10 protein-coding genes are annotated in these 13,362 nt (G+C 67.8%); 3 read left to right on the forward strand and 7 right to left on the reverse strand.

Annotated features, from left to right (window positions below):
• Positions 1–1,278 (forward strand): protein kinase, encoded by a 1,278-nt coding sequence (locus tag ACFVUT_RS02565; RefSeq protein ID WP_389643035.1) that lies wholly within the window; start codon positions 1–3, stop codon positions 1,276–1,278.
• Positions 1,279–2,300: 1,022 nt separating this feature from the next.
• Here the strand turns inward: ACFVUT_RS02565 and ACFVUT_RS02570 are convergent.
• Positions 2,301–2,486, reverse strand: coding sequence for an alpha/beta fold hydrolase (locus ACFVUT_RS02570; RefSeq protein WP_389643038.1), 186 nt, complete (start codon positions 2,484–2,486; stop codon positions 2,301–2,303).
• 135 nt (positions 2,487–2,621) lie between these two features.
• The gene (locus ACFVUT_RS02575; protein ID WP_389643041.1) at positions 2,622–3,068 is read right to left on the reverse strand and encodes a winged helix-turn-helix transcriptional regulator; all 447 of its coding nucleotides are present in this window, start codon (positions 3,066–3,068) and stop codon (positions 2,622–2,624) included.
• Positions 3,069–3,134: 66 nt separating this feature from the next.
• On the opposite strand from ACFVUT_RS02575, the gene ACFVUT_RS02580 reads away from it, so the two are divergent.
• The gene (locus ACFVUT_RS02580) at positions 3,135–3,788 is read left to right on the forward strand and encodes an NADPH-dependent F420 reductase (RefSeq protein WP_389643043.1); all 654 of its coding nucleotides are present in this window, start codon (positions 3,135–3,137) and stop codon (positions 3,786–3,788) included.
• Between the two features lie 117 nt (positions 3,789–3,905).
• Here ACFVUT_RS02580 and ACFVUT_RS02585 read toward each other — a convergent pair whose 3' ends face one another.
• The 5 genes from ACFVUT_RS02585 to ACFVUT_RS02605 all read right to left on the reverse strand — a co-directional run bounded on the left by ACFVUT_RS02585 (position 3,906) and on the right by ACFVUT_RS02605 (position 11,158).
• Complete coding sequence (locus ACFVUT_RS02585) at positions 3,906–6,449, reverse strand: TniQ family protein (protein ID WP_389643046.1); 2,544 nt, start codon at positions 6,447–6,449, stop codon at positions 3,906–3,908.
• Positions 6,446–7,414 (reverse strand): AAA family ATPase, encoded by a 969-nt coding sequence (locus ACFVUT_RS02590; protein ID WP_389643610.1) that lies wholly within the window; start codon positions 7,412–7,414, stop codon positions 6,446–6,448. Before ACFVUT_RS02590 ends, ACFVUT_RS02585 begins: the two co-directional genes overlap by 4 nt.
• Positions 7,415–7,573: 159 nt before the next feature.
• Positions 7,574–8,248 carry a TnsA-like heteromeric transposase endonuclease subunit gene (locus ACFVUT_RS02595; protein ID WP_389643613.1) on the reverse strand — a complete coding sequence of 225 codons (675 nt, stop codon included), beginning with the start codon at positions 8,246–8,248 and terminating at the stop codon, positions 7,574–7,576.
• Positions 8,249–8,432: 184 nt separating this feature from the next.
• Positions 8,433–10,283 carry an ABC transporter ATP-binding protein gene (locus ACFVUT_RS02600; RefSeq protein WP_389643616.1) on the reverse strand — a complete coding sequence of 617 codons (1,851 nt, stop codon included), beginning with the start codon at positions 10,281–10,283 and terminating at the stop codon, positions 8,433–8,435.
• A gap of 404 nt (positions 10,284–10,687) precedes the next feature.
• On the reverse strand, positions 10,688–11,158 hold the full coding sequence (locus ACFVUT_RS02605; protein ID WP_389643049.1) for a hypothetical protein: 471 nt from the start codon (positions 11,156–11,158) through the stop codon (positions 10,688–10,690).
• 811 nt (positions 11,159–11,969) lie between these two features.
• Here ACFVUT_RS02605 and ACFVUT_RS02610 point away from each other — a divergent pair.
• Positions 11,970–13,361 (forward strand): ATP-binding protein, encoded by a 1,392-nt coding sequence (locus ACFVUT_RS02610; RefSeq protein WP_389643052.1) that lies wholly within the window; start codon positions 11,970–11,972, stop codon positions 13,359–13,361.
• The last annotated feature ends 1 nt before the right edge of the window (position 13,362 follow it).

Raw genomic sequence — 13,362 nt, forward strand, 5'->3', positions numbered from 1 at the left:
ATGCCGTCCTCCGTCACCCTGACCCTGCACGGTGCGCCGGCGGCCACTGCGTACGTCTTCGGCGACCGCACGACGTGCCTGGTCGGCCGGGCTCGCGAATGCGGTATCCGGCTGGCCGGAACGGAGAAGGGGGCCTCCCGGCACCACTGCATGCTCGACGTCAACCCCCCGCAGGTGCGGGTACGGGACCTCGGCAGCCGCAACGGCACGTACGTCAACGGCGAGCGAGTGGCGCCCGGTCCGGCCGGGCGGGACCTGGCCGACGGTGACGAGATCGGCGTCGGCGGCGCGGTGCTGCGGGTCTCCGTCCAGGCGGCGGAACCTGAGACCGCGTTCGCCGAGGCACGAGACCCCGTCGACGCCGTGCATGCACTCATGGCCGCGGCCGAGGCCGGAGAACCCGGCGTCGCCGGCATCCGCGGCTACCGCCTCCTCCAGGAACTCGGCCGCGGCGGACAGGGCGTCGTCCACCTCGCCCGGGACGAGCAGACCGGGGAACTCCTCGCCCTCAAGACCCTGCTGGCTTACGGCGCCGTCGACCCCGCCGCCCGTGACGGCTTCCTGCGGGAGTTCGCCTGTACGCGCGCCCTGCGCCACCCCAACGTCGTCGCCTTCCACGGCGGCGGCGCGCACGGCAACACCTTCTACTTCACCTGCGAGTACTGCCGTCTGGGCAGCGTCGCCGACCTCGCAGCCCAAGCCGGCGGCAGGCTGAGCGTCGACCAAGCGGTGGGCGTGACCCTCCAGGCGCTCCGCGGACTGCACTACGCGCATACCGCGGAGGTGCCCGTACGGCTTGCTGACGGGACCTCAGCGGTGCACCGGGGACTGGTGCACCGTGACATCAAACCGCAGAACCTCCTGCTCACCGGCTCCAGGAACCACGCGACCGTCAAAATCGCCGACTTCGGCCTGTCCAAGGCGTTCGACAGCGCTGGCCTGTCCGGCCACACCCTCACCGGCGCTATGGGCGGCACCCTGGCTTTCATGCCGCGCGGCCAGGTCGTCGACTTCAAGTACGCACGGCCCGAAGTCGATCTGTGGGCCACGGCGGCCAGCCTGTACTGGATGCTCACCGGTTCGCCGCCGCGCGACTTCCCCGCCGACGCCGATCCGGTCGACGTTGTCCTGCACGAGTCGCCGATACCCGTACGCGACCGACTGTCCACGCTGCCGCGCCGACTCGCCGCAGTCGTCGACACCGCTCTCATTGACAAGCCCCGTATCGCTCCCACAACGGCAGCCGACTTGGCAAATGCAATCCGTCAAGCACTCTGAACGAGCGTTGCACCACTCACTGTGTCAGCCGGGTTACGCGTGCCGGTAAATCGTCCGCCCAACTGGCGGAGAGCGATGGCCGAGCTGGACAGGTCAGTCCCTGATGGGTAGACAAGCACGTGAAGCTCCGGATGGACAGGTTGATCCTGGCCGACGACCCATTTACCAGGGGCCTCACCTCTTCCCGGACCCCGCTGTCCCGGCCAGGTCGCTGACCTGCGTTCCTACTTCGACTCGGTCCCGACCCGCGCTCGCGGCGGGGCCGGTGGTATTCACTGACAGCGATCCTGCTGGCGTGCACCTGCGCGGTCGTCTCCGGCGCCGGGAGCATCGACGAAGTAGACGGCAAGACTCTGAAGGGTTCGGCTCATCCCGGCATGGCCACCTTCAATGAGGACGCCGCCACCGTGCACACCGGGGCCGCACCCCGCGCATGGCCGCCCTCCGAAACTCGTCATCGGCGTGCCGAACATCCTCGGGGCCGACAACCTCGCCAAAACCATTCGGGCGATCCGTGACGACCCAGAACGAGCTCTCCCCGTCCTGGGCATCACGTACAACCTGGACACCCACGGAACTTGATCAAGCCCTGGTTGCTGATGGCACCCGGGATGCGATTCAGGCGCAGCTGACTGCCCAAAGAGACGCGACCTCCTCACATGGCATGCTTCAACACCACGGACGCCACCCGATAGTGTCACCTCACTCGGCGGTCGCGCATATGTGGGAACGCGTGAGCGGCACGTGATCACCTCGGGAAGGCGTGGGAGGGGCGGGGAGGTCCACGGCCGCTTCGGCAGGACATGATGAGGTGGCGTCGGGGCCGCTCATGCGGGGGTGTCGCGCTTCTGTAGGTTCCCCTTGATCGTTGGCACTGGATCCCGCGGAAACGCCGGAATCCGGGTGTTGTTGACACTGACCGTGTCGGTTCATGGTGAGCAATCCGGTCCCTGGTGGTCGGCGAGGGCGGTTACTTTCCGTTGTGTCACCTGGTTTCGCCCAGGGAACTTCAACGCCTGGGGCTATGACGACGGGGCGGTGGCGTGTCCCAGGAACGCTGTGGTGGTCGCCACGAACCGGTCGGCGTCGCCGAGGTCGCTGAGGTATGCGGAATCCGTCGGTCCTCCGGGCAGGCAGACCACCGGAGGGCCGTCCCCGAACACGTGGTAGGCGAGCTTGGTCCCGTCGTGCGCGGAGAACGCAGGCATGGCTGGGACATTGTCAGCGGCGTTTGGATCGGGCAACTGGGTTTCCAGGACGTGCTCGTTGTCGAGTAGGTCGAGCAGTGCCTCGTGCTGGTTTGACCTGCGGGAACGCCAGTAAGATCTGCCAGAGGGCATTCATCAGGCTCGTTGCGTTTGTGATGGGGCCACCGCCGGGTCCGGTGTTCTCCGTGCCGCGTTCTCCTGGGCTTCGAGAAGCTCGTCACTGTGCTCGATTGCCCAGCGTCCGAGCGCCATCATGGGCCCCTCGACGAGGCTCTGCCCCAAACTTGTCAGGCTGTACTCGACGCGAGGTGGCGCTTCGGCATGTGCATGGCGGTCGACCAGGCCGTTGGAGACCAACCGATGCAAGGTGTCGGTCAGGACCTTGTCGCTGATGCCGCCGATCACGGCGCGCAGCTCGCGCCGTCGGCGCGAGCCCGTGCGAAGAGCCGCCAGCACAACGGGATCCCAGGTGTGGGCGAAGAGATCGGTGGCCGCGCGCAGACGGCAGTCAGCGACCAACTCGTAGCAGGGGCCTTCGTGATCAGTCATCTCGTCGCCCATCATCGCCCGGTCGTCACGCACCGATCGGTGCGTGACGCCTTCCTTAATGTGACTGCCCAACTGACTGCCACTTGAGAGGAAGCAACGATGCGCATCGGGATCCTGGGAACAGGGACACTGGCGGCGGCCCTGGGCGAGGGCTGGTCACGCGCAGGGCACGAGGTGGTGATCGGCGGGCGGTCGCAGGTCAAGGCGGAGAAGCTCGCTGAGCGGCTGGGCCACGGAGTCCTCGCCGTCGCGCCGCGCGAGGCGGCCATCGGGCGCGACGCGGTGCTGCTCGCCGTGTCCTGGGACGGCGTCGAGGACATGCTGGGACTGGCGGGCGCGTCCGACGGTTTGCTTGAGGGGGTGCCGTTGATCGATCCCACGAACGCTGTCGCGCATGGTGTCGGCGTTCTGCTCACTGAGCACGGCGAGTCGATGGCGAGGCGGATCGCAGGACTTGCTCCAGGAGCTCATGTCGTCAAGGCATTCCACCTCTTTCCCGCTGGTCAGTGGACGAACTCTCCCGCCGGTGGCCCCTCAAGCGTGACTGTGGCGATGTGCGGCGACGATTCTGCGGCACTGCGTGTCGTCGGCGAGTTGGTGCGTGACGTCGGCGGGACGCCGGCGATTCTTGGGGCGCTGGATCGCGTCCGCCAGCTGGAGGAGGTGGCGGGTTTCGTCATTGGACTGGTGTTCGCAGGCTTCGACCCTAATTCCGCAGTGCCTCGCGTGTCCTCATCGCCTGCGATGGACTGACCCGCTGTCCGCATCAGATGGGGAGAGCCAGTCCAGACCTTCGCAGTCCGAGGGCAGCGCGCACTGATCGCGTCATCCGGGATTGAGCATCCTCCTGCTTCTGGCCTTGTGCAGCGGTCAGGGTGCGCGGTCATCGAGCAGGGAGAGGAGGCGAACGGCTTCGTCAAAAGAGCGATGTCCGTCTTCCGTGATGGTGAGAGGCCGGGACCGTCCGGTGGCGATGATGGTGAAGCCCACGGTCTCCTCGATCCGCTTCAGTTGGTAGTTGAGAGTTCCCCAGGTCACTCCTGGTTCGGCAGCGGCGTTCTGAAGCGTGCGGTGTCTGGAGGCCACCGTGAGGTGCTGCAGGCGCTGGATGCAGTTCTTCGTCCGGCTGACGGCGTGCATCGCGGGGGACAGCTCGGTGTCGAACGATGCAAAGGGGTTGGTGAAGTGTCCGGTGGGATGCCGAGGGATGCCCCATTTGCTCACGAGTCGCATCACGTCGCCTTTGCGAACGCCGAGTTCGCGCGCGATGTCTGGTGAAGAGCGCCCCTTGTGGTGGTACTCCTTCTCCAGCCAGGCGCGAGAGATGATCTTCTTGAGGTAGCCGGCTGGGCGGCGTCCGCGGGTCGGGACGCCTGCTTCGTCGAGTGCGTGCCCGACGGTGCTGGCGCTGCAACCTGCCAGCTCGGCGATCTGCTGCTGGAGTAACTGCTGTTCCTGATAGAGCCGTTTGAGGCTCCGTGGGGCCAGGACTCCCCGACGCGGGAGGCGTCGACCTGGGATGGGTGGCCGCTGCTGGACGGGCTGCGGTGCGGTGGTGCCCAGGGTCTCGACGGCAAGGAGGAGATGGGCGTCGTTCAGGTCGAGCAGGCGGGCGAGCTCGGCAGGCTCTGGTCCGTTCGCGGCATGCTGCGCGAGCTGGTTGCGGTTGATCGTCTCGGGGCCGGGCGGAAGGCTGAGATCCGTGACCCAAGTTGGTGGGGGCTCCCAGGACACAGGCTCGTTGATGCCGTGGGATTCCAGATTCGCGGCTGCCTGCTCATGCAGGAGTTCATGGAGGTCGGGATGGAGCCGGTAGTGGAAAGTCAGGTGCCCGATGGGAGTGCGCGAGGCGGCGCCGGGCTCGGCCCCCAATAGCAGGCGTGCCAGCTGCCAGCGCAGGCGTTGGATCCGGATAGGGGCATGGGACCGCCAGCCGTGGCGCTGGCAGAGCGCCTGGTAGGCGTTGTGATCGAAGGCGACGCTGTCGGGGCTGAAGAGTCTGCGACGGCGGTCATAGTCGATCGGGACGGGATGACTATCCAGAGCCTTGGCCAACGCAGGCAGGACCATAACCAGGGTTTCGGCCCCCGCGAGCGCCACGGCCGCGTCCAGTGCCCGGCGGTTGCTCTTGGGACTGGTATTGCTCAAGAGCGATGCCGTTTGCAGGTAGTCCCAGTCCGTGCCGGGCAGCAGCATCAGAGAGGAGCATGCCCGCCGGAACCCGGCGACGGGGGCGTCGGTATTGACGGGCAGGAGGCGGAAGGCCCAGGACGGCCAGATCATGGCGGGCAGCTTTGATGCCCGGTGGCGTACGTCTTCGTCACTGCGGTCGGGCCAGCACGGGGCGGGGGTGGCGGTGCCGTAGCGCAGGCGGGCGATGAAGGTGAGCTCGGAGTCAGCGGCCGAGAGCATGCGGTTGACCACGCGGGGCCCGGCGGGCAGCCACTCGGAAATCTTGCTGGTGGCGTAGTTGCTTCGGGGGATCCGTGGGCGGTCGGTGGACATCAGCCAGGCGAAGACCTCGTCGCAGGCTGGATGACCAGGGCCGGTTGCGATCACGGCCACTGCGGTGCCGACGGCGGTGTTGTGGGCGTCGCTGGCCTCGTCGCGGACGGCCAGGACGGCCAGGGCGGACAGAGCGCCGCCGCAGTCGTCCAGGATCGAGGTGACCACTGATGGAGCGGAGGGAAGTTCGCGGATGCCGCGCAGCGCCCTTCGGGCGAGGACGTAGAGTTCCTGTCCGCGGGTGCGAGCTTCCTCTGCCACCGATGCGTCCAGGACTTCGCGGCTGACGGCGAGTTGAGCGGCCAGGACCGCCCCGTCAGGCCGCAGAGCCGGGGCGGGAGACTCGGTAAGCGGGTATCCGCAGCGGATGGCACGTCCGGTTTCGGTCGCGTGCAGGCAGACGCCGGAAGACGACGGTCTGCCCCGTCCCCGGGTGCTGACCGGCGGATGATGCCCGCAGGCCGGGCAGTAGTCACAAAGCAGCAGCTCATGGCGGACACAGGCGAACGACCACGGCAGCCGCCAGGCCAGCGGCCACCGCCCGTGGTTGTCGGCCAGGCAGGCGGGACAGAACCGGCTGCGTGAGCCGTAGTGCCGCCAGGCCGGAGGTCTGCCCATGGTGCGTTTGTCCGGGTCGATGGCCACGGTGACACCGTCGAACCGGTCGAGCGTCATCGCGGCCAACGCTTCGGGCGTGAGCCCGGTGCGTCGGGCGAGTGTGTCGCATTCTGCGTCGGTCAGCCTGCGGACCATGAACCTCGGGTCCGCCCCGGGCAGCCCGAGAAACCGGGTGAACTCTCCACCGCTGACGGCCAGCCGGCGGGCGTATGCCTCGATCCGCCTGTCGAGGGCTTCGCCCTCGACAGGCGGAACCCACAGCGGGATCCGCTCGTCGGTCCACCGCGTCATGCCGACTTCCTGCGGCGCTCAGCCAGGGACGTCGGGCGAGTGGTGAGCAGGCCAGCTTCGACCGCGGCTTCGAGTTCCTTGCGGGCTTCCTCTGCGGCGGCGTCGTTCTTCACCTGGTCCATCAGCTCCTGGTCGAGGCGTTCGCGGCCGGAGCGGATCGCGCGCAGGCAGCCGCGGTTGATCAGCGTCATGAGGGAGACGAAGTGCCCGGTGGAGCGGGCGTAGAGGTAGTCCGAAAGGTCCCGGGCGAGCATCCCGGGGTACTTCTCCGCCAAGACGAGTTTCTGCTCGATCGTCTTGAGCAGGGTCTGCCAGTGCCGGCGGCCCTCGTCGTCCTCGATCTGGAACGGCGGCAGCGTCAGCGGGGTGGTGCGGCGTCCGAACTGGGCGAGCTCGGTCTGCTTGCCGGAGAAGCCCTCGCGCAGGACGCCGCGCTGCTGGACACCGACGCCGACGTAGATCAGGGTGACCGGGAAGACGTTCGCCAGGTACTTCAATTGGTTCGCCATGCGGACCGAGTTGGAGTTTGCCCCGGCGAGGAAGTGGATGTCGTCGATGATGATCGCGGCTGTCTTCAAGGACAGCACAGCGTCCACGGCCCGCTCGGCCAGGGTGTCGGCGTTCCCGGACGTCGGCAGCCCGTAGAAGCGGCAAATCGCCGCGTTCAGACCGCGGATCTGCGTGTTCCCGCTCAGCGCGATGTAGATGACCGGGATCCTGCGGTCTCCGCTCGGTGTCGTCTCTCCGCGCAGGGCGACCTGCTTGCGGAACAACTTGCGGCCGTAGTCCCGCACCGCCGTGCTCTTGCCGAGCCCCGGATAGGCGTCCACCAGGGCCGCAGGTTTGGTCTTGTCCCCGTAACCGGGTGGTGAGCGCGTCGTCCTCCGCGGTGCTGAGCTCGCCCAGCATCGCTGCGGCCGCCGGCTGTGCAGGAGGAGTTTCCACGAGGAACTCGGTGGACGGATGGGCCATCAGCACCGACAGATCAATCTGCCGCCACGTGGGACGGCCGTCCGCCGAGATCCGCTGAAGGAGAATACGGCGGCCTTCGATCTCCGCGATAGTGAACTGCTCGCCGTCATAGGTCAGCGGCAGGCCTGTCCGAAGCGGTGTGGTCCAAGTGTTCACGCGGACCTCCGCAGGACCCAGTCGCCGCTGAGCGGACGGGACAGATCGGTGGTCAGCCGTCCTGACCACACCAGAGCGAGCAGTGGTGGTCGTGCCTCGTAGTCGGGGTGCCCGGCGGCCAGACGGCGCTCAGCATCCGCGAGTTGGTCCCCGTCACGGACCGTCTGCCAAGCCCGCTCGATCTCGGCCTCGGGGACCACCCCGGGGCGGCGGTATGCCGCCAGGAAACGCACGTTCTCCAAGAGCACACGATCCGCCCCGGACCAGATCTCGTACTCCCAGCCATGCCGCTCGATCAATTCCCCCGGCCAGGCCAGAGCCTCCACGATCTTCGGATCGGCGAGCCGATCCGCCGGCTTGACGTTGACCACCCGCACCGTCCCCGACGCCATGGCCAGCAGAAGATCCGGAACATGGCGACGAAGGCGATCTCCGACCCGGGCCGTCAGATGACACGGCTGAGCGTAGATCCCACGTACCGCAGGATCCATGTCGGCCAGGAGCAGCCGGGCCAACTCCAGCCGGCTCTCGTAGACGACGGGCCCAGCCATCGTCGCCGATACGTATCGCCCTGAGTGGTGCGTCTGGCCGTGTACGGAGCGAAAACTCCGCCACGGCACCGACCAGGTGAAGTCTGCCAACCGCAGATCCCTGAAAGGGACCTCGCGCACCGACGTGTCGTCGTACCGGATCGATGCCGTGGGCGGCGCACTCTTCTTACCGAATCGCACTGGACTCTGGACGACCATATGGGCGACCGTAGTTAGTTACTCACCGCAGCTAGTGCCCACCGAACGGCGAAAATGCCCAATCGCTGTCCATCTCACATGGCCAGTGTCCATCAGAATGCGGAACCTACAGCTTCTCGCTGCCCGGCTCGGACGTGATCTGGTAGGACAGCAACTGCTGAAACAGTCCTGGCTGTTGGGAGAGCTGGGTGTAGGTGCCCTCCTGGACGATCCTGCCTTCGTCGAGGACCACGATGCGGTCGGCGATGGCGACGTTCGTGATGCGGTGGGTCACCAGCAGCACCGCCCGGTCCCGGGCGAGGCTCCTCAGCCGCTGGAAGATGCGGTACTCGGCGCGGGGATCCAGGTTCGCTGTCGGCTCGTCGAGGACCAGCAGACCGGCCTGGCGGAAGAATGCTCTCGCCAGGGCGATGCGCTGCCACTGGCCGCCGCTGAGTTCCTCCCCGTTGAGCCACTCGCGGGCCAGGAGGGTGTCCAGGCCGGCGCCGAGCTTGTCGACGACTTCGTCGGCGTCGGCCGCCTTGCATGCCTCGCGGACCGCCGCGTCGCCGCGTGCCGTGGGCTGTCCCTGGGTCACGTTCTCGCGCACGGTCAGCGGCCAGTGCGCGTAGTCCTGCGGCACGAGGGCGACCTGCTGCCACAGCGCCTGCGGGTCGGCGTCGCCGGTGGGCACGCCGTCCCACAGCACCTGTCCGTCCGTGGGCAGGTAAAGACCGCTGACCAGCTTCGACAGCGTCGACTTGCCGGAGCCGTTGAAGCCCACCAGCGCGGTGACCTCGCCACGGCGCAGGGTGAGGGAGACGTCGGACAGCGCATCGCGGTCCTTGCCGGCGTACCGGTGGGTGACCGTCTTGACTTCGATCGTCTTCGGCGGCTCGGGGCGGCGTGGGCCCCGGCGCATACGGAAGCCGCCTGCCTTGTCCAGGAAGCCGGTCCAGTCGTCCATGTACAGCCCCGTGCGTACGGCGCGCGCGCCGACGGCCACCAGGCCGCGGACCGACACGCCGACCGTCTGCAGGGCGAAGACGGCCGTGCCGGCATGCCCGACGGTGATCCGACCGGTTGCGAGCAGCCACACGACCGCCCCCCACACGACCGCCGACCCCAGCCCTCCGCACACCGCGCCGATCAGGGACATCCGGGCGCCCTTGTCGGCCGCTGCCCGGTCCTCGCGGTTGATCCGGGCGACGGTCTGCCGGTACCGGCCGGACAGGAAACCGGCCATGGTGCCGGCACGGATCTGGTCGGCTGCCTCGCGGGTGAAGATGTGCCAACGCAGCACCGACAACATTCGGTTGTCGCCATTGCTGCGCAGATTCGCCAGGTACCGCACGCGCGCGGCGCTGACCTGGGCCAGGGCCTGCGGCAGGCTGGCTGCGACAAGGAGTGGGAGAAGGACCCAGTGCACGCCGGTCAGCACGATCGCCCCGGCGAGGAAACCGGCGCCCGACGCGATCAGGTCCTGACCCTCGTTGATCAGGTCGCCCGTGACCTGGGCGCCGCGGTCGGCGGCCTCCCGGTCCCGGTTGAAGTCGGGGTCGTCGTAGGCGCACAGCTCGACCTCGGCGCAGCCGGTCAGCAGCATCTGCTCGGCCTCGCGCGACATCAGCGGGCCCAGCCGGGAGGACAACCAGTTGACGGTGATTCCGAGGAGCGCACGCACGCCGGCCGCCCCGGCGAGCAGGGCGACGGAAGGCCATGCCTGAAGGAGACGGTGGTACACGTCTCCGTCGCGCAGGAGAGCGGTCAGGGTGCCGGCGATGGCGATCAGGCCCAGGGCCTGCATCACGCCGGTGATGGTCTGGCACAGCAGGAGGCCGACGGTTGCTCGGCGGTCGACGCGCCAGGCGAGGCCCAGTGAGCGACGCACCAGTTGCGGCAGGCGTCGGGCCATGTCGCGCATCCGGATCGAGCGGCCGGCTGCCTCGCGGCTGCCGGTCAGGTCGACGTATCGCATCTGCGGCTCGGGAGCGGGTGCGGGCGCTCCGGCGGACGGCGCGGTGGGGGACGCTGCGAAGGTGGTGCGTGGTCCCGGAACCTTGGCTGATGCATCGGTGGGCTCACTCATGCCGCCCACCCCTTATCCGGACGTGCTGAGGTGCGATTGTCGTCAACGGTGTGCGTGATCACGCCGGGCAGCCGTTCGATCCCGGGAGGCTGCTGCAAGGGGGCGGGGGTCGGGTGCATGGTGGCGTGTCCTCCGTCTGGGCGTCGATGTGGCACTGATGCTCTAAAAACGCGGTGGATCTGGTCCCGTCACGGCCCGATCGGAGGGCATGTGGTGAACGCGAGTTCTCATGCCGGGGGTGGGGCGTGCGAGCTCTGGGCGGTCGCGGCTCAAACTCGTTCGATCAGGGCGGATCACTCCTTCAGGGGGTTTCGGACAACACGGACCGGCCGCAGCGGGCGATGCCTGCGGCCTTCTCTGAAGGGTGTCCAGAACAACGTCGGGCTCGCTGGCGGCGATGTCGCCCAGGCGGTCACGGAGGTAGGGACGTAGGGGTGCGCGTCGTCGTGGAGCTGTTCGAGGACGGGCAGGCCTGCGTCGAAGGGGAACGCGATGCGCGGGGCCCAGGGCAGCAGGGGCCGGGTGGCCTCGCTCGCGAGCCGGCGTACCCGGAAGTCCTCGTCCCGGGCCCACGCGTCGACGGCCTTCGTCGTCTCGTCGGGGAATGTGGCGAGAAAGTGCCGCACCGGAAGCTCGGCAGAGAAATACCCCGTCATGACGGCAAGCGTGGCGAGTGCCTGGTCCAGGTGCTCGGCGGTACGGATGTGGCGCGAGACGTAGTCGGAGTGGGGCGAGTAGGGGTGCAGGCCGAAGTCGTTGGTCACCCCGGCCGCCTCGGGCGTCGGCGGGAGGGAGCGCAGCAGGACGTCGAGCGCGTCGGGGCCGGTGACCGGAAGGTGGGCGTGCAGGCCCTCGCTGGCCGGGGAAGGTCGGCCATCACCGACGTCACGAAGCCATCGGCGTCGAACTCGAAGCAGACTGAATGGACTTCGCGTCCGATTCGGGCGATGCGCTCGGCGTTGAGGGCGGTCGCTTTCAGAGGAACCTTCACGGTCACGGGTAAATCCTGGGGCAGGGGGATGGGGTCGGGCCACTGGTCGGCGTCATGGTGCGCCGGTGAGCTGCCGGAGAGTTCCATTGCCCATGCTGTTGTGAGCGGCGAGTCCGAGATGTAAAGATCATCTTGTTCGTGATTGCACGGGCGCACGAACGCTGCGTGCACAGATCAACTCCAGTAAGCTGATCACGCGTTAGGAAGTGGCAAGGCCGCGTGTCGACTGCGTGCGATGGCGGGAAACAGTAGATGTAGCCTGCGCTCGGCGTCCTCATGGGACATCAGTGCTTCCAAGGCCAGGAGTCGCGCGTGAGCTGCCCGGACGGCCGATGTTCCCTCTGGGGGGTCACACCGTTGGAGACTCAGCCGGCTCGGCCGATTCGCCAGGCCCGTCCGGGCCACGTGGCCATCTGTCTGCGGTGTCACTTCTTTGCGCTGCGTGAACAGTCCACGCACTGTTCACGAGCTGCCACACGTTACTGTCCGCCAGTCCTCCGGAGACCGCACTCGCCCCCTGCGGGGGAGCGAACCGCTGCGCTGTTCTTCGAAGGCTCGACCCCGATCCCCTAGGACCACTCTCCGTGACCTCAGCCTCAAAAATCGCCCTTGCCCTCGGCGTCTTGTCCCTTCTTCTAGCAGTCTGGGCGCTGCTCCTGGCGCGCTCGCGCCGCATCCACATACGACGGGCCAAGGACTTGTCCGCGGAGGCGCAAGCCGCTGGTTACCGTGCACAGGCTGCCGAGGTCAGCGCTCGATCCGAGGCGCAGAACAGGCGGACCGCAGAGTCCCGCACGCAAGAAGTCACCACGCGCGAGGCGGAGCTTCTGGGCGAATTGCGTCACCTGGCCTCCCGGCGGCTCCCCGCGCTCGCGTTGCACCTGATCAGCTCTCATCACCCCGTCCCCGGACTGCTGCACAAGAACCTCGCCGGGTCCGAGGCCGCGCAGCTCCTTGATGACCTGCTCGAAGTCGTTTCTGGCATCGCCCTCAAGGAACGGCGCCGCATCGACGCCGCTGCCCGGGCCGCCCTGCGCGGCGCGACTCAGGAGTCCCAGGCACTTTCCTACCGGTTGCAGACGAATATTGTGGGTCTTCAGCACGAGTTCAGTGCGCCGCCCCGTCTGACGCAGAGCCTGCTTGACTCCGACCACCTCAATGAGCAGAACCTGCGCATCACACAGAGATCCGCCATTGTGTGCGGAGGCTGGCCGGGACACGTCCGCAAGGACACCTACGTGGGTGAGGTCGTCAGTGGCGCGTCATCCCGGCTGAGCGGCTTCGAACGCATCAACATCGTTTCTCGGCCCGGTCTTGCCGACGTCGGCGTGGTCGGGGGCGCAGCCGAGCCGGTGGCTGTGGTCTGCGCCGAGCTGATGGCCAACGCGCTGGAGCATTCGCGTGACGACTTCATGGTGGACGTCAGCTTGGTCCAGACCGGCAACGGCAGTGTGTGCATCACGATCGACGATGCCGGCAAGGGGATGACTTCAGAGGCGCTCGCTCGCGGCCGAGGTCTGATTTCTGGTGAACAGCGTGAAGTGATGCTCCTTGAGCTCGGCGATCCGCCGTCTATGGGCTTCGCCGCCATCGGCCGCCTCGTCGCCGACTACGGCCTCCGGGTCTCCATTGAGAATTCCTCTCCCTATGGCGGGGTGCGTGCTGTGGTGTCGGTGCCCGAGAACTTGCTGACTTCGATGGACGGAGACGCCACACCTCCGTCGGTCCTGGCGCCCCAACCCGCCCTGGCGCCCCAGGCCCACAAGCGGCCCGCGGCTGCCGACTCGCCCGCGCCCGCGCCCGCGCCGAGCGGCACAGCGGAGCTGCCGCAGCGCCGCCGTCGTTTCTCGGCGACAGCCACCAATGACGGCGCCGCCGTGGCGCCTCGCCCCTTGGACCCGGAGAAGGCCGGCGCCATCTGGGGAGATTTTCAAAGTGGCCTCACCAGCGGCCGGACCGTCAGCGATTCGGAGTAAA

Origin of the sequence: Streptomyces sp. NPDC058051 (assembly GCF_042885475.1) — a bacterium.
GTDB lineage: Bacteria > Actinomycetota > Actinomycetes > Streptomycetales > Streptomycetaceae > Streptomyces.